Origin of the sequence: Microbacterium sp. (assembly GCF_047607465.1) — a bacterium.
In the GTDB taxonomy this organism is placed as follows: Bacteria; Actinomycetota; Actinomycetes; order Actinomycetales; family Microbacteriaceae; genus Microbacterium.
Window position 1 is genome coordinate 31,569 of sequence record NZ_JASGCY010000018.1, and the last position, 19,147, is coordinate 50,715.

Consider the following 19,147-nt stretch of genomic DNA (forward strand, 5'->3'; position numbering starts at 1 on the left):
CGCGACCTCCCTACGGTCGCGATCCAACGAAGACGATGTTCGGCGCTGACGCCAACAGGTCGACCATAACACGTATGTCCCCCTCGGGGACAGAGGGAACTGCAAACTGGAATATCGCATCTGCATGGCCCCCCGTCGGGATCGAATCCGGCCACGTCGATGTCCCGTCGACGGCGAGCCCGGCGGCGGGAAGCCGATCGTCTCCGCCGTAAGTCAGCGTCACATTCGATCCGGCCGTGTCCACCGCGGACGCCGAGCCGTTAGTGAGACGCACCGTGACCTTGATCGCTGGCCCAGCGGGTTCGCCGGGAACGTCGCCGCCCGCCGTCGTCGCCTCGAGGCCCACGACCTCTGCAACGACCCCTTGCACTGCAGGAGCCGGCTGATCGAGCGGGACCTCTTCGCCGTCGGCGGGCTTCTCGACCTCGTCGGTCGCGCCGGGTGACGGTGTGGCGAACTCCGTCGGCTGCGGCGTGGGCGTGGACGAGGACTCGGGCGAGGACTCCTCGCCCGAGCGGCCGGATCCTGCTCCGGCGAGCACTCCCCAGACGATCCCCCCTGCGAGGAGGACGGCGATCGCGACGACGGCGGTCCACATGCGCCACCCCCGCCGTACCCGCGGCTCGCTCTGCGACTCGGCCACTGTCTGCTCCTCAGAACCGTTTCTCCGCGGCTGCGCGGACTGTCGTCATTCTAGGTCAGGCCCGCCGACTCGAATCGTCGGCTTCTTCCACTTCGAAACGAGGTTCCACGGGGTCGTCCGCATGCCTCGACCTGTGAGTCAGCAGGGATGTGACGGCGAAGAAGAGGATGAACGCGGTCGCGCTGTCGACGAGTCCACTCTCCGTCACCGATCGCACGATCACGAGAACGAGCAGGGGCGCGATAAGCCAACGCCGACGCGACGACGTCATCGCGGCCACGACGCACCAGACGAGGAGCGCGGCGATCAGCGCGGTGCCGATCAGGCCGGACTGCGCGAGCAGCGACGCCCAGCTGCTGTCGAGCACCTGCTCATCCCGCCACTTGATGTCGACGGGGACCTTCTTCGCGGAGAGGCCGAGACCGATCCACTTCCGCCACTCGCTCCAGTCCCACGCGAGCACCACCCGCCAGGCGTCGAACCGCGAGTCGAGCGCCGTCGACGTGTCGTTCGAGCCGGCTCGGGTCGCGATGCTTCCGAAGATGTCGGTGAAGGAGCCGATGGCGTAGGCCAGCGGGAGTGCGCCTAACAGCAGATACAGCACGCTGCGATGGCGGATGCCGTTGGTCAGCAGAGCGATCACGATCCCGACGACCATCGCGAGGAGACCGGTGCGCGAGCCGCTCGCCACGGCTATCGCGAGCAGGACCCCCGCGGCGGACAGCCGCCACAGCGTCGTGCCGGTGCGCAGCATGAGCACGACGAGGCCGACGAGCGGCGCCGCGACGAGACCCGCGAGCTCGTTGGGATGGATCTCCGGGATGCCGCCCCCGAGGCGCCCTGAGGACGCGAACCCCGGCAGCCCCGTGATCGCCGCGACGAACGCGACGGACGACATCGCGGCGAGCAGGCAGACGACGCTGGTGATCCAGGGGACCATCGTGAGCAGCAGCAGGACGGTCGCCATCACCATGAAGACTCTGGCGACGAGCACGATCGTCGCGGCGTCGTTCCCCGCGAGCACGGAGCCGAGCAGGCTCACGACGAGCGTCACCGAGATCACCGCCGCCGGGGCGATGCCGACGGCCACGCGCTCCCTCGTGCGGGCGGCGAGCATCAGGGTGCAGGCCAGGGCCAGCAACGCGATGAGCGCCTTCGCGATCACGACGGCATCCACGCCGCCGCTGTAGATCGTCTGGCTCCGCCAGGGTATGACGCTCGCGATGAGCAGGATGTAGAGGCCGCCGACGACCACCCCGCGAGCCCGGCTCGGGTGGTGCGCTGACTGGCGGCGCGGCTGCCTGCTCTTCTCAGTCGGCTCGCGCATTCGAGCCTCCGCTGCCCGCGCGGTGGCTCGAGTGGCCGGCCGCGCCGGCGAGTGCGGACTCGCGATCCGTGACCCGCCAGGACTCCGCGATGGAGCCGAGCGCTCTGGTGCCCGTGTGGAGCATGACGACGCCGACCGGCCGCAATCCCATCACCCGGAGACGGGTGGTGACGGCGACGAGCTCCGTCGCGGACGTGCGGTTGTGCCTGACGCTGACGATGATCCCGGTTCCGGGCTCGGTGAGCTGCTCGATCAGAGCCGAGGCCGCGGGGTCGCAGATGACGACGACCACATCGAAGGCGTACTGCGCCCCGAGGACCACCGCAGGAAGCTCATGCGCCAGGGTCTCGAGAGCGATCGCCTCGTCGGCGACGAAGACCGCGGGCGTCTCGTCATCGCCGTCGAACGAGGGGTCCTCGATCAGTTCGTTGATCGTCGACCCGCTTCCGGTCACGGGGGAGTCACGGGTGTCGATGACGCACGCGGTGGCGCCGATCGCCCGCTGGGCGGCGAGGAGCTCGGCGACGGCATCGTCGTCGATGGCGCCCTCGGAGGCCGGGACCAGGATCTGCGTGCGCATGCCGCCGCCGGCGAGAGCGACGAGGTTTCCGATCATCTCCTCGTACGCCATGATGGCCGCCGAGTTCGATTCGGGGTGCAGGCGGCTGCGGCGCGGGATCTGCCCGACCACCGGCAGACCGGACGCCCGTCGCACGTCGGAGATCGTGCGCAGACGTCGATTCGTCGTCGTGCGATAGACGGCGACGATCGCCCCGAGCGCGAGACCGGCGATCCCGCCGAGACCCGTGATCGCGGTCACCTGGGGCGAGATCGGCGCCAGCGGCTCGACCGCGGGCAGCACCTGATCCAGCGCGACCGTGTACCTCGTGTCCGCCTTGTCGTTCTCGGTCTCGCCGATCAGCTCGGAGAGGTGCTTCGCCGCCGAGTTCGCGATGTCGGTGGCGAGAGCCGCTGTCGGGGCATCCGCCCGCACCACCAGCAGCACGGTGTCGGTGGTGTTCTCCGCCGACAGCATCCGTCGGAGATCCCGATCGGTGTAGTCGGCGTCTTCCAGCTTGAGGTCGGCGCGCACGGCGTCGATGACCTCGGGGCTGTCGATGAGCGGCGGATACGACTTGATCCGCGCGAGGCTGAACTGGTTGCGCTCGAACAGCGACGCCTCGTTCGAATCGACGCGCAGCAGCAACGTCGATGTTGCCGCGTAGGTCTCCGGCAGCAGCTTCGTGACGATCCAGCCGAACCCCACGCCGAGTACGGCGAGGATGACGATGATCACCCATCCCTCGCGCAGGATCCGCCCGTACGGGACATCCTCCATCGCCAACCCCCTCAGTCGAAGACAGGGGACAAACCTATCATTCTCGATCCTGGGAGCGACTACCGGTCGCCGTCGCCCTCCCGGCCGGTGGCGACGACCATCCAGCGCAGCCCGAGACCGCCCAGCATCGAGGCGACGGCGAGCCCGAAGGGAAGCGCTGAAGGGGCTGCTCCGAACGCGAGCATCCCGATGACGGCGAGCACCGCGAGCAGCGTGTCCGAGAGCCGGATGAAGAACACCCCCACCTGTCGTCCCGCGACCGCTCCGAGCGCACCGTACGGCGTGACGATCGCTACCGACACCCCGTATGCGAGCCACGCGATGACAGCGAGAGCGTCGACCTCGACCCCGAAGGCGATAGGGCTGACCCACGGGATCAGCACGACGGCGATGACACTCATCACGACGGTGCCGAGCAGCAGGAAGAGCACGACCCTGTCGGCCTCGCGCACGGACCCCCCGGCACCCGCCTTGTGCTGATCGGCGAAACGCACGAACAGGAACGACGAGAGCCCTCCGATGACGAGGATGAGGGGTGACGTGTAGGTTCGGGCCGCCTCGAGCAGGCCCACTGAGGTGAGGCCCGAGGCGGACAGGACGATCAGCCGGACGACGGTGAAGAGGCTCGGTCGCAGCACCTGCTGGAGCCCGCGCCACATCCCGTATCTCCAGACGGCTCCCAGGTCCGCGCCCACAAGGCTGACGAGGCGGCGATCGTCCCGCGGCAGCAGAAGCCATCCGATCACGGATGCCAGGAGCTGCCCGACGGCGATCCCGGCGAGGAACGCGGCGAGCGAAAGCGTACCGGTGAGCTGGATCGTCAGGATCAGGATGAGGGCGATGAGGAATCCGCAGACATCCGTCGCTGCGGTGCGGAGGAAGGACATGTGGGCGATGAGCATGCGGCGGACGATCTCTTCGACCGCGAATGCGGCGAGCGCGACGGCGAAGACCAGCGCCTCCCAGAACCCGGAGAATCCCGAAGACCACGCGATCGTGAACGCTCCCACCGCGAGCACGACCGAGGTGAGCACGAGCATCGACTCGAGTCCGGCTCGGACGCGGCGCTGCGATCGGTCCAGCACGACCAGCGAGTCGCCGATGAGCCCCGTGACGACGGCGGTGGCGACGATCACCACCCCGTACAGGATCGCGAAACGCCCGTATTCCTCGATTCCCAGCAGGCGTGCCACGAGGATCTGCAGGAGAAGTCCCGTCGCCGCCTGCACTCCCTGGGCGATCACGGCCCCCAGCGCCTTGCGTTTCATATCGCCTCCCCGCCCGCCATCCTGGCAGATGTCGGGCGGCTCAGAGCTCCCCGGGCCGCATGGCCTCCGCGTCGATCGCCTTGATCACGCGCAGCGCAGCGGTGTCGACCGCCGGCTCCTCCCCCTTGCGCCGGGTGGGCGCGTAGACGACGAGGGAGTGGAACAGGAACCGCGCGAAGAACGCGACGATGAGCGACAGCCCGGTGGCGAGGACGCTCGAGATGTGCCAGGTCTCGACCATCAGCGCCATCACCGGGATGCGCACGGCGGCCTCGACGTTGTTGAACGCGAAGGAGGTGACGAAGCGGACGCCGATGCGTCGGGCGTCCGTCGTCATGTCGGCGAAGACGAAGCGCTCCTGCAGCAGGAAGTTGCCGATGATCGTGACCTCGGCGCCGATGATCGCCGCCCACACGTACGGCACGCCCGTCTCGACGAGCAGCCACATGATGCCGAGGTTGGCGACGGCGCCGATCACGCCGATGAGCGCGAACAGCGACATCTTGCCGAAGCGAAGCCTGGCGAGGTGTGCGACGAACGTCGCCCCTTGCCGCAGGCTCGCCTTGGAGGTGCCGTGCCTCCGCTCGCCAAACTCCATCGGCACCTCGGCGATGCGCAGATCGTTACGGGCGAGGATTTCCAGCAGGATCTTGAACCCTTGCGGCTTGAGGGAATCGATATCGAGCCTCGAACGGTCGACGAGGAAGAATCCGGTCATGGGATCGGTACTACGAGCCAGGCGAATCGGGAACATCGCCTTGGTGAGCCAGGTCGCAGCCCGCGAGACCCCGAAGCGCACGGCCGTCCCCAGTCCCCTGGTATCGCCGCCGCCGACGTAACGCGAGGCGGCGACCACGTCGGCTCCGCCTTCGTCATGCCGCGCAAGCAGGGCGGGCAGCAATTCGGGCGGATGCTGCAGATCGCCGTCCATGACGACGCAGACATCGGATGCCGCAGCCCTGAGACCTACCACGACGGCCCCGCCGAGTCCGCCGGTGTTGTCCTCGCGGTGAATCACCCGCACCGGAAGAGGGGCGTCGACAGCGACTCGTTCGACTTCGAGCGCCGTGTCGTCGCTACTGTCGTCAACGAAGAGGATCTCGGCGTCGCGCCCGTCAAGCGCTGCTGATGTGCGCGCTACGAGCTCGGCAACACTGTCGCGTTCGTTGTAGGTCGGCACGATGACCGTGACCTGTACCACCACTGCTCCCCTTCTTCGCCTGCATCCCATCGTTTCACGACTTGCTATGAGCGAGGAATCCGGCGGAGTCCGCTCATGCACGACGTCCTCCACACGCTGCGCACGCAAGAGCCCGGCGCGTTCTGGTATGCTGGCCGGAAGCGGCTGTGGGAGTCGCTGGACGGATGGGGATCCGTCTTCTGGGGAAATACTGATCTGGGGAGATCATGGGGACGCGCATCGGCTATGCCGTTGGTGCTTTCGACCTGTTTCACGTCGGGCACCTGAACCTTCTTCGTCACGCCAAGCAGCACTGCGACATCCTCGTCGCCGGCGTCGTCAGCGACGAGATGCTCCGTCAGGTGAAGGGCATCGAGCCCGTCATCCCGACGGCGGAGCGGGCCGAGATCGTGCGGCACATCTCGTTCGTCGACGACGTCTATGTCGAGACCACGCCGTCGAAGATGGACTCCTGGGAGCAGGTGCGCTTCACGCACTTCTTCAAGGGCGACGACTGGCGCGGCACCGAGAAGGGCCTGCGCCTGGAGCGCGAGTTCGCCGAGGTCGGGGTCGAGGTCGTGTACTTCCCGTACACCGCGCACACCTCGAGCACGTCACTGCGCCGGGCACTCGATGCGATCAGCGCCGGCGCCTCGAAGACGGCGACCGCCGGGGTCTGAGTCGGCTCAGCCGCCGACGCCGAGGAGGCTCCGCGCCATCCTCGCGATCCGCGGCGGGGTGTGCGGGCCGAGCCATACCGTCCACTGGGCGTCCGGCTCGTCGCACACCCATTCGACGCACCACGCGTGCACTGCGCGCCCCAGCCGCTCGCCCCGCGTCGGCTGGTCGAGGCCGTCGCCGCGCAGCAGCCAGCGTACCGATACGCCATTGGGCATGTCGATATAGCGCTGCTGGATGCGCGCGGCCGCCTCGAGCAGCACCACGCCCTGCGCGTCCCACGGCAGCCGCGCGCAAATCTCGGCGATCCGGCCGACGTCGTTCACGTCGCCGGCGATGAGCAACGGCCCTTCGATGGTGTCCCAGTCCGGATCCTCGAGGTGCTCACGCGCAGAAGTCATGCATCAAGTATAGGTAAGGCTACCCTTATAACAAGCCCTCTTTCCCCTAGATGGTCGTACGCTTGTCCCATGACCTCACCGGCAGCATCCACCATCACGATGTTCGGCGCGGACTGGTGCCGCGACTGCATCCGCACCAAGAAGCAGCTCACCGACCTCGGCGTCGAGTTCACCTATGTCGACCTCGTCGCCGATCCGGCGGCCGCCGACGTCGCCAAGGAGATCTCGGGGCGCACGAACATCCCCGTCGTGGTGTACCCCGATTCGTCGCACCACGTCGAGCCGTCGAACGACGACGTCGAGGCCAAGCTGCGCGAGCTCTCGCTGATCTGAGCCGACGGCGCAACTATGCTGGCGCGATGAGCACCGCAGCTCGCCGCGAGCGAGCATCCACCCGGCTTCCGGCGCGCACGGTCGCGCTGTACGCGACCGGATCGCTGGGAACGGGCGGCTACGCCACCGTCCCCGGCCTGGTGCTGACCTACTTCCTCACGGACAACCTCGGGGTGGCGGCTCTCGCCGCCGGGGCCATCGTCACCGCGGCGAAGATCTGGGATGTCATCATCGACCCCCTGATCGGTGCGGCCTCTGACCGCCAGTTCGCCCGCACCGGCTCGCGGCGCGGCTTCATGGTGGTCGGTGCGCTCGCACTGCCGCTCTGCTTCGCGCTCACCTTCGCTGTGCCGCCGTCGTGGGGGCCTGTGGCCGGCGCGATCTGCGTGCTGCTCGCCTTCCTCGCCACGGCAACCGCCTTCAGCCTTTTCCAGGTGCCCTACGTCGCCCTGCCCGCGGAGCTCACCGGCAGCTACGACGAGCGCACGCGACTGCTGGGCTGGCGCGTCGTCGTGCTGACCGCCGCGATCCTGCTGTTCGGCGCGGGCGGACCCGAGCTCCGCCGCGCCGGCGGCGATCCCGTCACCGGCTACCTGATCATGGGCATCGCCGCGGGCCTCGCCATCGGCCTCGGCATGTGGATCGCGTCGAGGACAGCGGATGCCGCAGCTCGCCGCACCGGCCAGGTCGCCGTCTCGGAGCATCCGTCCGGTCTGCGTGCGCAGTACGCCGCGGGTGTGCAGGCGCTGCGCCGGAGCCAGCCGTTCCGGGCGCTGCTCGGCACCTTCCTGCTGCAGGCCCTCGCCACCGGCACCATGCTCGCCGGCGCCCAGTACGTCGCGACCTGGGTGCTGCGCTCGGAGTCGGCGGTGACGCTGATCTTCCTCGCCCTGGTGGGACCGGCGCTGCTGGCCACCCCCGGCTGGACGATCGTCGCGCGCCGCATCGGCAAGGAACGGGCGTTCCGCATCGCGAGCGTCCTGTTCACGGCGGCGGCAGGGACGCTCACGGTCGCTGTGTGGGCGCCCGGCCCGTGGATCTATGCGGCCGTCGCCGTGGCCGGCATCGCCTATGCGGGGCTGCAGTCGCTGCCGATGGCGATGCTGCCCGACGTCATCTCGCATGATGAGCGCCTCAGCGGACCCGGTCGCGCCGGAACCTTCACGGGGGTCTGGACCGCCGGCGAGACCATCGGCTTCGCCTTGGGCGCGAGCGCCGTATCGCTCACGCTCGCCGTGACCGGCTACGTCTCGACCGTCGCCGGAGCGTCTGCCGTGCAGCCCGCGTCAGCCGTCACGGGCATCGTGCTCAGCTTCAGCATCCTTCCCGCCCTGCTCATGATCGCCAGCATCGCGGTGCTCGCCCGCTACCGGCTGCGCCGTGCCGACATCGAGGCCTGAGCCGCCCGCGGCGGCGGTGCGGGTTCTGTCGTCGCGCTGCCGGTTCTCTTGTCGCGCTGCTCTTTGTCGCATGCGCTGCCGGATCGATCGTCGCGCTGCTTTTCTCGGCCCGCGCTGCTGGAACTTCAGCCGCGCGTGCGGACTTGAGTAGCGCGACGCGGAGAATGACAGCGCGACTCAGGGATCAGCAGCGCGACGGAGGAGATCAGCAACAAGAACAGCAGCGCGACGCGGAGAACAGTAGCGCGACGAACCAGAAGAGCAGCGCGACGCGGAGAACAGTAGCGCGACGAACCAGAAGAGCAGCGCGACGCGGGAAACAGCAGCGCGACGAATGAGAACGACCACAAGAACAGCAGCGCGACCGGACTTCGGCGGCGAGCCCAGCCAGCGAGCCCGGTCGTCGAGCCTGGGCGAAGGCTCGGCGGATTAGGCTGGGATCCTTCCCGAAGGAGACGCCGATGACTTCTGCGACCCCATCCGCCACACCGTCGAAGGACACGAAGACGGATGCTGCGCCCACGGCCTCCGCGCTGACAGATGCCCAGCGCGACGAGCTCGACACCGCGATCGGCGCGCTGCAGACGGGAGCTTCGATCTGGTCGGCGCTCACGCTCGCCCAGCGCGTGACGCTGCTGCGCGCCGTGCGCACGGGCGTCGCCGCCACCTCCGAGGACTGGGCGGAGACGGCTGCGGCATCGAAAGGCCTCGATGGGCGGCATCCGCTTCGGGGCGAGGAGTGGCTGAGCGGACCGTACAGCGTGCTCGGTGCGCTCGACGCGTACATCGAGACCCTCTCCCGCCTGGCGAACGGCACGAACCCCCTCGAAGGCGTCACCATCGACCGGGCGCCCGGCGGCCGCACCCGCGTGCACGCGTTCCCGCTGACCGGCATCGACCGCTTTCTGCTGTCGGGCTTCTCCGGCGAGGTGTGGCTCACGCCGGGCACGACGACGAACCGCGCACGGGCGGCGGCCGGCCTCGCACAGCGCACGCCGAACGCCTCGGGCGGGGTCGGCCTGGTGCTCGGCGCCGGCAACATCACCTCCATCCCCGTGCTCGATGTCCTCTACGAGCTGCTCGCGCACAACCGCACGGTCCTGCTCAAGGTGAACCCGACGCAGGACGCGCTCGTTCCCGTCTACAAGCGCGCGTTTGCGGCGCTGATCGAGCCCGGCATCCTGCGGATCGTGCGCGGTGGCCCGGCCGTCGGTGCGTACCTCACCCGGCATCCCGATATCGCGCACGTGCACATCACGGGGTCTGCGGCGACGTTCGACGCGATCGTCTGGGGCGCATCGACGAGCCCGGAAGCTCCCGGCGAGAGTCCGGAGGAACGGCGGCGCGAGAACCGTCCGCTGCTGGAGAAGCCCATCACGGCCGAGCTCGGCGGGGTGTCGCCGATCATCGTCATCCCCGGCGAGTGGAGCGCCGCCGACCTCACCTATCAGGCCGAGCACGTCGCCACCATGCGGCTGCAGAACTGCGGCCGCAACTGCATCGCCGGTCAGGTCGTCATCCTCTCGGAGGACTGGGAGCAGGCCGACCAGTTCCGCGCCGAACTGCGCCGCGCGTACGCCACCGCGCCGGAGCGGCCGATCTGGTACCCGGGATCGCCTTCGCGCATGAAGGCGGCGACGGACGACTACCCCGATGCCCTCGTGCTCGGCGACCGCGTGCTCGTCGAGATCGGCGAAGCGGATGACCCGGAGGCGCTCGAGACCACGGAGTACTTCGCCCCCGTGCTGGGTGTCGTCACCGTCCCTGGCACCGGGCAGGCGTTCCTCGACGCCGCCGTCGCTCATGCGAATGAGGCGCTGCAGGGCACCCTCGGCGCGAACATCATCATCGATCCGGCCACCGAGAGGTCGCTGGGCTCGGGCTTCGAGCGCGCCATCGCCGACCTCCGCTACGGCTCGATCGCCATCAACGGCTGGACGGCCTTCGGCTTCATCACCCCGACGATGACATGGGGCGCGTATCCCGGCGGAACAATCGCCGACGTGGGCAGCGGCATCGGCGTCGTGCACAACGCACTGCTCCTCGACGACGTGGAGCGCTCCGTGATCCGCGGCCCGTTCCGGCCCTTTCCCCGATGGATGCCGGATCCGCGCCGGCCGTCGAGGGCCACGATCCTGCCCAAGCCCCCGTGGTTCGTCTCGTCGCGCACGGGCGCCGAGGTCAGCGAGGGGCTGACGCGGTTCCGCGCGAACGGCGGAGTCGCTGGACTCGTGAAGACCCTGCTGCGGGCGCTGCGCGCATAGCCGCTGTTCTCGCTCGGGGTTTGGTCTCGCTCCGCACGCGGGGCGGCCACCGCCCGACGAACGGATGCCGGAGGGAGGCGGGCACTTTGTCGGGCCGATTGCCGATTGTCGGGCCGATCCGCCCCGACACGCCGGCGCACCGGCATCCGCACCCGACAAACCGGCCACCACCAACCCTCGCCCGGCGCCCCGCGCCCGACGACCGGCGCTCAGCGCCGGGCAAAGCCGTCGGTCGCGGCGCGGAGCGCGCGCTGGATGCCGGGTTCGGCCGCGGAGTGCCCGGCGTCGTCGACCACCACGAACTCGGCCTCCGGCCAGGCCCGGTGCAGATCCCAGGCGGTCATCATCGGCGTGCACACGTCGTGCCGCCCCTGCACGATCACGGCCGGGATGTGGCGGATGCCGTCGACCCCTGCGATGAGCTGCCCCTCCGCGAACCAGCCGCGGTGCACGAAGAAGTGGTTCTCGATGCGCGCGAACGCGAGCGCCCGCGCCGCATCCGACATCTCCTCGATGTGCTCGGCGTCCGCAACCAGCGTCACCGTCGCCGCCTCCCACCGCGTCCAGGCGACGGCGGCCGGTTCGTGCACGGCGGGGTCGGGATCGAACAGCCGCCGGTGATACGCCTCGATCATGCGATTGCGCTCGAGCAGCGGAATCGGGGCGGCGAACTCCTCCCAGAGGTCCGGATACAGCGCCGCGGCGCCGCCCTCGTAGAACCACTCCAGCTCTTCGCGGCGCAGGGTGAAGATGCCGCGCAGCACGAGCTCGCTGACGGCATCCGGATGCGCCTGCGCATAGGCGAGCGCGAGGGCGCTGCCCCACGAGCCTCCGAATACCTGCCAGCTCGAGATGCCGAGGTTCTTGCGCAGCAGCTCGATGTCGGCGATGAGGTGCGCGGTCGTGACGTACCGCAGATCGGCGCCAGGAGCGCTCGCGTGCGGCGTGCTGCGCCCGCATCCGCGCTGATCGAGCAGCACGATGCGGTACGCATCGGGGTCGAAGAACCTCCGCTGCCAGGGCGAGGTGCCGCTGCCGGGCCCGCCATGCAGAAACACCACCGGCTTGCCGGACGGGTTGCCGCTGATCTCCCAGTACATGCGATGCCCGTCGCCGACGAGCAGCTCCCCCGTCTCGTAAGGCTCGATGGCCGGATACAGCGCGTCCAGATTCGTCATCGTGATCCCCCGATCAGACTTGCACCGATGACGCTACCGCTGCCTGGCGCATTCAGCCCCGCAGCACACCGAGCGTCAGAGCTGGTCGCCCGGCAGCGTGAACGCCGTCGCGCACGCGTCGAGACCGCTCTTGTAGCCGTAGGCGAACCAGTACTGCCTCTGCGCGCTCGTGCCGTGCGTGAAGCTCTCGGGGTTCACGAACCCGCCAGAGGTCTCCTGGATGTGATCGTCGCCCACCGTGTACGCGGCATTCACCGCGTCGTCGAGCTCCGCATCCGTCGGCGCTTTCAGGTACGCCTCGCCGTCGGCATCCTTCTCGTAGGCCATCTGGCCGATCCACGCCCCTGCGTAGCAGTCGGCCTGCAGCTCCATGCGCACCCCGTTGCTGTCGGGACCGGTGCCGTCGTTCGGGTACTGCTCCATCGTGCCGACGATGTTCTGGATGTGGTGGCCCCACTCGTGGCCGACGATGTAGAGCTGGGCGAGGTTGCCGGCCGATGCGCCGAACTGCTGCTGCATGAGCTGGAAAAACGACGGATCGATGTAGACCGTCTGGTCGGGCGGGCAGTAGAAGGGACCGACGGCGTTGGATGCCGTGCCGCAGGCGGTCGAGGTGGAGCCCTCGACGACGATCATGCCTGGCTTGACGTAGCCGTCGACGTGGTCCTCCCAGTAGGCGTTCAGGGCGACCTCGGCGCCGGCCATGCGGCAGTCGACGTTCTCGTTCGCGTCCTGCCCGGTCTTGCACTCGCTGAGGCTCGATTCCGACCCGCTGCCAGTGCCGCCCGCGGACTCGCCCGATGGGACCAGCCCGGTCAGATCGATCCCCAGCAGCGGCCCCGCGATGAGCGCGATGATGCCGAGCAGGCCGATGCCGCCGGCCCCGGCGACGACGGCGCCGCGACCGCGCTTGCGGGTCGTATGGGTCGAGATGTCGGCATCCGGATTGAAGGTCATGCCTTGAGGGTACTCCGCACCCGAGACAGTGCAGAATGGATGCCGGAGGTGCGCGATGAGCGAGACGAACGAACCCACGAAGACCGCGGCATCATTCGATGACGCTCAGACGAGCCCGCTGCACCTGCCGCACGCGGCCGCCGAGTGCCCGAAGTGCTTCACCGAGCTGCAGGAGAACCGCGACTTCTGGTCGGCGCGCCCTGACGGATCGCGCCTGGTCGGCCTCGTCGTCGCCCGCGAGGGGATGCCGTCGGTCGTCGAGCAGCGTGACGCCCTCACCCGCTTCGGCGTGCCGATCGAGGGGTTCCGGCATCCGGCCCCCGACATCCTCGAGAGCTGGAGCGACCGCATCGCGCGCCTGATCGGCACGCTCAACGCCGGCGATGTGCTGGTCGTGGCGAACATCAACGCGCTCGGACGGGATGCCGAGGAGGGCACCCGCACCGTGGCGGAGCTGCGCCGCCGCGGCATCATGGTGAAGGTCCTCGGCCACGACGCCAGGCACCTCGCCGACGCGGCCCGCTGAGCGGGCACCGTTCTCCAGAAGCGGATGCTCAGCCGGAAGCGGATGCTCAGCGCGAGCCGTCGAACTGACAGCTGACCGTGCCTGAATCCGACGTCTCCTCGGCCACGACCTCTCCGTCTCGGAGGATCTGACAGCTCACCTCGCCGGGTTCGTCGGCGGTGACCGTCATCTCGGTGGCGTTCTCGCGGGTGCCGAACATCGCCGTCCAGTCCCCGTCGGCGCTCGAGCCCGTGCGCTGATCCCGGCCATCGTGGTACTCCACGCTGAACGCGCCCTCGCCCTGGGCGCGCAGCTCGACCTGCGCCACCGGACCGCCGGCGACCGCGCCGAGGGTGAGCACCGTGAAGACGACGGCTGCGGCGAGCGCCCCGACGCCCAGGACGATGCCGACGACGGCGGGAACGCGCCCGGATGGACGCCGCGCCGCGACGATGCCGAGCACGATCGCCACGACGCCCGCGACCGCGGCGCAGGCGATGATCGCGAACACGAAGACCGCGGTGATCGGCGGCCTGATCGCGCCGATCACCGCCAGCGCGGCGGCCGCGACGCCCCACCAGAGGGCGGCGCTTCGCGCCTTCGCAGAACCGGTTGCGCGATCGTCGATGTGATTCGTGGAACCTCCGCAGGTGTTATTGGTACGACGGGGGCACCCACAGCAGTTGCGCTGCGACCACGCCGCGGTCGCGGCTGACGATCTGCGCCCGGCCGGGGATCGCGGGGGCCGCCTTCACCTTGCCGATGAGCTGGCCCTCCTCGGGGCTTCCCGAGAGCAGGATGCCGGTGGCGCCGAGGTCCGTCATCCGCTGGATGATCGGGTCGTACGCCGCCCGGCTCGCACCGCCCGTGCGGCGGGTGAGGATGACGTGCAGACCGAGGTCGGCCGCCTGCGCCAGCAGCGGTGCGAGCACCGCCGCGGGGTTGCCCTGCGACGTCGAGACAAGGTCGTAGTCGTCGATGAGCACGAAGCCCTCTGCGCCCTTCCACCACGAACGCGAGCGCAGCTGCTCGGGGGTGACGTCAGGACCGGGGATGCGGGTCTGGAAGAACTGGGCGAGCTCCGCCAGACCCCCCTCCGCCATCTCGTGCGAGGTGAGGTACGCGCCCAAGTACTCCTTGGGGATCTCGCCCAGCAGCGCCCGCCGATAGTCGACGACGAAGATCTTCGCCTCGGTGGACCCGTACAGGCGCATGATCTCGTGCACGACACCGCGCAGCATCGACGACTTCCCGGAATCGGCGTCGCCGTAGAGGTAGAGCAGGGGCTCGGCGATGGGATCGATCGAGAACGGGGCGAGGTTGGCCTCGTCGATGCCGAGCAGGATCTCCCGCGGCTCCGAGCCGTCGGCGGATGCCGCGGCGGCGACGGCCCGCAGATCGGCGTGGCCGATGCGCGAGGGCAGCAGGCGCAGCTTGGGGCCTGCGGGGCCGTGCCAGGCGGCGGCGACCCGGGCGGCGACGTCGTCGATGCCGACGGCGAGCGAGGAGGCATCGTCGACGCCGTCGATCCGCGGCAGTGCGGTGAGCATCTGCAGACCGTTCTCGGAGAGGCCGCGGCCGGGGAGGGAGGTGACGTTCTCGGCCGCCTTGCGGTTGACCTCGGAGTCGGTCGGGTCGCCGAGCCGCAGCTCGATGCGCGTGCCGATGAGGTCCTTGATGTTCGCGCGGATCTCCATCCAGCGCGAGGCCGTGATGACGACGTGCACGCCGTAGGTCAGACCGCGCGCGGCGATCGCCTGGATCTGGGGCTCGAGCATCTCGAACTCGGTGCGCAGCGTCCCCCAGCCGTCGACGACGAGGAAGATGTCGCCGTAGCCGTCGTCGGCAAGGCCCTGCGCCCGGCGCTGGCGGTAGGTGTCGATCGAGTCGATGCCGTTCTTGCGGAAGTACACCTCGCGGGCGTTCAGCAGGCCCGTGATCTCGGCCACGGTGCGGCGCACGACGTCAGGCTCCGAGCGCGTGGCCACGCCGCTGACGTGCGTGAAGCGCTGCAGCCCGGTGAAGCTGCCGCCGCCGAAGTCGATGACGAAGAACTGCACTTCCTGCGGCGTGTGCGTGAGCGCGAGCGCCACCAGGGCGGTGCGCGCCAGCGTGCTCTTCCCGCTCAGCGGCGCGCCGACGATCGCCATGTGGCCGGCGGCCCCGCCCAGGGAGACGGCGAGCGTCTCGCGGCGCTGTTCGAGGGGCACGTCGACGATGCCGAGGGGCACGGTGAGCCCGCCGGCGGCGCGCCAGCGCGGCGAGACGAGGCCGAGCGCCGGATCCTCGACGAGGTCTCCGAAGAGCTGGTCGAGGGTCGCCGGCGTCTCCAGCGGCGGCAGCCAGACCTGGTGGGCGGCGGGGCCCCGGCCCCTCATGAGCTCGACGGCGATCTCGAAGGTGTTGCGCGTCTCCTCCGGCTCGGCATCGACGACCGTCTCGGCGGGCTCGTCGACGGGCGCCTCGGCGCGCCAGACCGGCGCGGCGGTGAACAGCTCGACCGCCGTCGTCCCCGAGGCCTGCGCCGTTCCCGCCCCGGCGCGCCGGCGCCGCCGGGGCGGCGGACCCGACACGTACGCCGCCCGGAACGGCGTCATCGTCTCGGTGTCGGACTTCAGGATGCCGGCGCCGGGCTGCGTGGGGAGGTGATAGGCGTCCGGGACGCCGAGAACCGTACGAGACTCGGCCGCCGAGAACGTGCGCAGGCCGATGCGGTACGACAGGTGGGTGTCGAGTCCGCGGAGCTTGCCTTCTTCGAGCCGCTGCGACGACAGCAGCAGGTGCACCTGCAGCGAGCGGCCCAGCCGACCGATGTTGACGAAGGTGTCGGCGAACTCCGGCTTCGCCGACAGCAGCTCGGAGAACTCGTCGGCGACGATGAGCAGGGCGGGAAGGGGCGCGAGGTCGGTGCGGCCGCCGCGGCGCGCCTTCTCGTAGTCGGCCACGTTCGCGAACGGGCCGGTGGCGCGCAGCAGCTCCTGGCGCCGGACCATCTCGCCCTGCAGCGCGTCCTGCATGCGGTCGACGAGCGAGATCTCCTCGCCGAGGTTGGTGATGATCGCCGAGACGTGCGGCATGTCTGCCATGCCAGCGAAGGTCGCACCGCCCTTGAAGTCGACGAGCACGAAGTTCAGCTGCTCCGGCGAATGGGTCATCGCGAGCGCCAGCACGAGGGTGCGCAGCACCTCGGACTTGCCGGAACCTGTCGCACCGATGATGAGGCCGTGCGGTCCCATACCCTGCTGGGCGGACTCCTTGATGTCGAGGATCAGCGGGCTGCCGTCCTCGGTCTGGCCGATCGGCACCCGCAGACGGTCGCGCTCGAGCCGCGGCTTCCACGCGGCGTCGAGGTCGAGGTCGCGCACGTCTGGCAGCCCGAGCAGCTCGACGAGCTCGGCCTGGCCGGTCGCCCCTGTGCCCTTCTTCGCGGCGACCGTCGCCCCGCCGCTGTAGAGGGCGATGAGCCGCCGGGCGGTCGCCTCGGCCTCGACGATGCTGATGCCGTCGGCGTCGAACGGGCTGCCGGTGAACTGCATGCTGAGCAGCTCGGCCCTGGTCCCCCGCCCACCCGGCTCGAAGGCGACGCGCAGCGTGTAGGGGTCGTCGAGGTCGCCCCAGCGCGCAGGCAGATCGATGACGGTGACGCCCTGGACGCCGTCGCCGCTGACGAGCACGTCGTTGATCGAGGTGCTCGCGCCGTCGGTGAGGATCACGATGTGCGGAGTCTTCGCTGCGCCCCCGTCGCGGGCGAAGCGCGCACGCTCGCGCACCTCGGCCGGAAGCATGTCCTCGAGCTCCGACAGCTGCGAACCGATCATCCGCGCGGCACCGAGGCCGTCGCGCGCCGTGCGGGAGTGCGTGTGCGGCATCCATTTCGCCCACTCCCACAGCGCAAGGGCGGCAGGGTCGGCGGCGATGACGATCTGCACGGCGTCGGGGTCGTGCATCGTGGCGATGTGCAGGAGCATCGCCCTGGCGAGCGCGCGGGACTCGTCCTCGTCTCCGGTGATCTCGACGCGGGCGTAGTCGCGCAGCGGGATCCCCAACGGCAGGTTCTTCTGCACCTCGTGCGTGAGCATGAAGCGGTGCGCCGCGGACGCCGCGACCGGGTCGAGCTGGGCGAGCGGGGGCAGCTCCGGCGCCTCGAGCGTGACGCACAGCGGCTGATCGCTCGTGCCGACGCGCACCGAGAGGAAATCGGGGTCGTTCGCGGTGCGCTCCCACACCCTCGTGCGCTCCTCGGCGATGTACGGCAGAGCGGCGGGCGCGGGCAGATGCCAGTTCGCGGCCCGTCGCTGCTGCCGCGCGGCGACGCGCACGCTCTGACGCAGCTCTGCCAGATAGGCGAGGTACTCGCGCCGCGCCGCGAGCGTGGTCGCCTGGCGCTGCGAACGCTGCCGCCAGCCGTTGACGGCGACGAAGCCCAGCGACGACAGCAGGAACATGCCGCCGGTGAGCAGACCCGTCACCGACTGGTTCGACATCGTGACCATGACGATGGCTCCCACGCTGCCGAGCATCGGCAGCAGCGAGCCCAGCACGCCCATGCCGCCGTCGCTCGGCTGCAGCTCGGGCGGCGCCTGCACCGGGAGTTTTCCAGAGGGCACTCGGGGCGGCGCGAGACGGGGTCCTGTCATGCTCTCTCTCCGGCGCTGCCGTCAGTGCCCAGCAGCAGGCTGATCGTGAAACTGCGATTGCCGATCCGCACGCGGTCGGCGTCGTCGAGGAGCACGCGCTCACCGGCGACGAGCTCGGTCGTCTCGCCCTCATCGGAGCGCACGTCCGAGCCGTTGGTCGACCCGAAATCGGTCACCCAGGTGCGTCCGCGCGAGTGCTCCAGTCGCAGATGGGTCTTCGACACCGACGAGTCGGGGTCGGCGACGACGACGAGGCGGTCGTCCGGGGTGCTCGCGATCGGGGCACGGCCGAGGTTGGCGGCCAGCGGCAGGCCGAGCTGCACGCGCTGGCCGGTGTCGAAGATGAGCAGCAGTGCACCGGTCTCGGATGCCGGTGCGGGCTCAGCGACCGGCTGCGGCGAGGTCGCCGGGGCGACCGCGACCAACTGCTTCTCGCCGGCATCCGCTCCGCGTGCGTCGCTGCGACGGGAGGCGGCGCGCGCGCCGGTCGGCTCGGAATCGTCGTCGACGAACGATCCGCGCTCACCGAGCGCGACGACCTGCGGGGGCGCGAGCGGCTCGGGGACGACCTCGGGGATGACCGGCGCCGCAGTCGCGGCCGCGCGCGCGGGCAGCGCCACGACGACGGTGTTCGCCGCCTTGTCGGCCCAGCTCTGCCGACGGGAGCCGCGATCCCAGCCGGCCGAGGCGACGACGACCCAGCTGCCGACGCCGACGAGGAGCCCGGCTGCGGTGATGACCGCGCGCACGAACTGCCGCCCGACGCCCGGCGAGAACGGCCGCTCGCCCTGCGCCGTGCGCAGACGCAGCAGCGCGTTGCCCGCGGTGACACCGGTGCGCGCCTCGAGCACGCAGAGGAACACGGCGAGCTCGACCGCGGTCAGTCCCGCGAGCAGAGGGCTCCTCGTCGTGAGCAGCACGACGGCGGCGATGACGACCACGACAGCCGCATCGATCGTGAAGGCGGCGATGCGCGCGCCGGGGCCCGCAGGCGCGCCGACGAACGCCGGGCCCAGCCCGTCGGCCGGGCGATGCAC

General features: G+C 70.0%; 16 protein-coding genes. 5 read left to right on the forward strand and 11 right to left on the reverse strand.

Annotation, left to right across the window (positions count from 1 at the left end):
- Positions 1 to 10: 10 nt before the first annotated feature.
- From QM568_RS02060 to QM568_RS02080, 5 genes are read right to left on the reverse strand one after another with little or no spacing between them, the layout of a single operon-like run.
- Complete coding sequence (locus QM568_RS02060) at positions 11 to 643, reverse strand: hypothetical protein (RefSeq protein ID WP_415135316.1); 633 nt, start codon at positions 641 to 643, stop codon at positions 11 to 13.
- Positions 644 to 698: 55 nt separating this feature from the next.
- A complete protein-coding gene (locus QM568_RS02065) occupies positions 699 to 1,970 on the reverse strand; it encodes an O-antigen ligase family protein (RefSeq protein WP_415135318.1) in 1,272 nt (423 codons plus the stop codon).
- A complete protein-coding gene (locus QM568_RS02070; protein WP_415135320.1) occupies positions 1,954 to 3,309 on the reverse strand; it encodes a hypothetical protein in 1,356 nt (451 codons plus the stop codon). The genes QM568_RS02065 and QM568_RS02070 overlap by 17 nt, the downstream gene beginning before the upstream one ends.
- A gap of 59 nt (positions 3,310 to 3,368) precedes the next feature.
- Positions 3,369 to 4,577 carry a lipopolysaccharide biosynthesis protein gene (locus tag QM568_RS02075; RefSeq protein WP_415135322.1) on the reverse strand — a complete coding sequence of 403 codons (1,209 nt, stop codon included), beginning with the start codon at positions 4,575 to 4,577 and terminating at the stop codon, positions 3,369 to 3,371.
- Between the two features lie 40 nt (positions 4,578 to 4,617).
- Positions 4,618 to 5,808 carry a glycosyltransferase gene (locus QM568_RS02080; RefSeq protein WP_415135324.1) on the reverse strand — a complete coding sequence of 397 codons (1,191 nt, stop codon included), beginning with the start codon at positions 5,806 to 5,808 and terminating at the stop codon, positions 4,618 to 4,620.
- Positions 5,809 to 5,984: 176 nt separating this feature from the next.
- On the opposite strand from QM568_RS02080, the gene QM568_RS02085 reads away from it, so the two are divergent.
- Positions 5,985 to 6,437: an adenylyltransferase/cytidyltransferase family protein gene (locus QM568_RS02085; RefSeq protein WP_415135326.1), complete on the forward strand. Its 453-nt coding sequence runs from the start codon at positions 5,985 to 5,987 to the stop codon at positions 6,435 to 6,437.
- Positions 6,438 to 6,443: 6 nt separating this feature from the next.
- On the opposite strand, the gene QM568_RS02090 is transcribed toward QM568_RS02085, so the two are convergent.
- Complete coding sequence (locus tag QM568_RS02090) at positions 6,444 to 6,836, reverse strand: SIP domain-containing protein (protein WP_415135328.1); 393 nt, start codon at positions 6,834 to 6,836, stop codon at positions 6,444 to 6,446.
- 69 nt (positions 6,837 to 6,905) lie between these two features.
- Here QM568_RS02090 and QM568_RS02095 point away from each other — a divergent pair, with 69 nt between their 5' ends.
- From QM568_RS02095 to QM568_RS02105, 3 genes are all read left to right on the forward strand, one after another.
- Positions 6,906 to 7,169, forward strand: a complete 264-nt coding sequence (locus tag QM568_RS02095) for a glutaredoxin family protein (RefSeq protein ID WP_415135330.1) — start codon at positions 6,906 to 6,908, stop codon at positions 7,167 to 7,169.
- A 26-nt stretch (positions 7,170 to 7,195) separates the two neighbouring features.
- On the forward strand, positions 7,196 to 8,569 hold the full coding sequence (locus tag QM568_RS02100) for an MFS transporter (protein ID WP_415135332.1): 1,374 nt from the start codon (positions 7,196 to 7,198) through the stop codon (positions 8,567 to 8,569).
- A gap of 461 nt (positions 8,570 to 9,030) precedes the next feature.
- Positions 9,031 to 10,833 (forward strand): aldehyde dehydrogenase family protein, encoded by a 1,803-nt coding sequence (locus QM568_RS02105; protein ID WP_415135334.1) that lies wholly within the window; start codon positions 9,031 to 9,033, stop codon positions 10,831 to 10,833.
- Positions 10,834 to 11,042: 209 nt separating this feature from the next.
- Here the strand turns inward: QM568_RS02105 and pip are convergent, their stop codons facing one another.
- Positions 11,043 to 12,011, reverse strand: a complete 969-nt coding sequence (pip, locus tag QM568_RS02110) for a prolyl aminopeptidase (protein ID WP_415135336.1) — start codon at positions 12,009 to 12,011, stop codon at positions 11,043 to 11,045.
- Between the two features lie 75 nt (positions 12,012 to 12,086).
- Positions 12,087 to 12,968, reverse strand: coding sequence for a neutral zinc metallopeptidase (locus tag QM568_RS02115; protein WP_415135338.1), 882 nt, complete (start codon positions 12,966 to 12,968; stop codon positions 12,087 to 12,089).
- Between the two features lie 55 nt (positions 12,969 to 13,023).
- Between QM568_RS02115 and QM568_RS02120 the strand changes: the two genes are divergently transcribed.
- On the forward strand, positions 13,024 to 13,494 hold the full coding sequence (locus QM568_RS02120) for a recombinase family protein (protein WP_415135340.1): 471 nt from the start codon (positions 13,024 to 13,026) through the stop codon (positions 13,492 to 13,494).
- Positions 13,495 to 13,540: 46 nt separating this feature from the next.
- Here the strand turns inward: QM568_RS02120 and QM568_RS02125 are convergent, their stop codons facing one another.
- From QM568_RS02125 to QM568_RS02135, 3 genes are all read right to left on the reverse strand, one after another.
- Positions 13,541 to 14,023, reverse strand: a complete 483-nt coding sequence (locus QM568_RS02125) for a hypothetical protein (protein WP_415135342.1) — start codon at positions 14,021 to 14,023, stop codon at positions 13,541 to 13,543.
- Positions 14,024 to 14,126: 103 nt separating this feature from the next.
- Positions 14,127 to 18,110, reverse strand: coding sequence for a type VII secretion protein EccCa (gene eccCa, locus QM568_RS02130; protein WP_415135344.1), 3,984 nt, complete (start codon positions 18,108 to 18,110; stop codon positions 14,127 to 14,129).
- On the reverse strand, positions 18,107 to 19,147 hold a 1,041-nt coding region (locus QM568_RS02135; RefSeq protein WP_415135346.1), incomplete at its 5' end, for an RDD family protein. The genes eccCa and QM568_RS02135, both read right to left, overlap by 4 nt.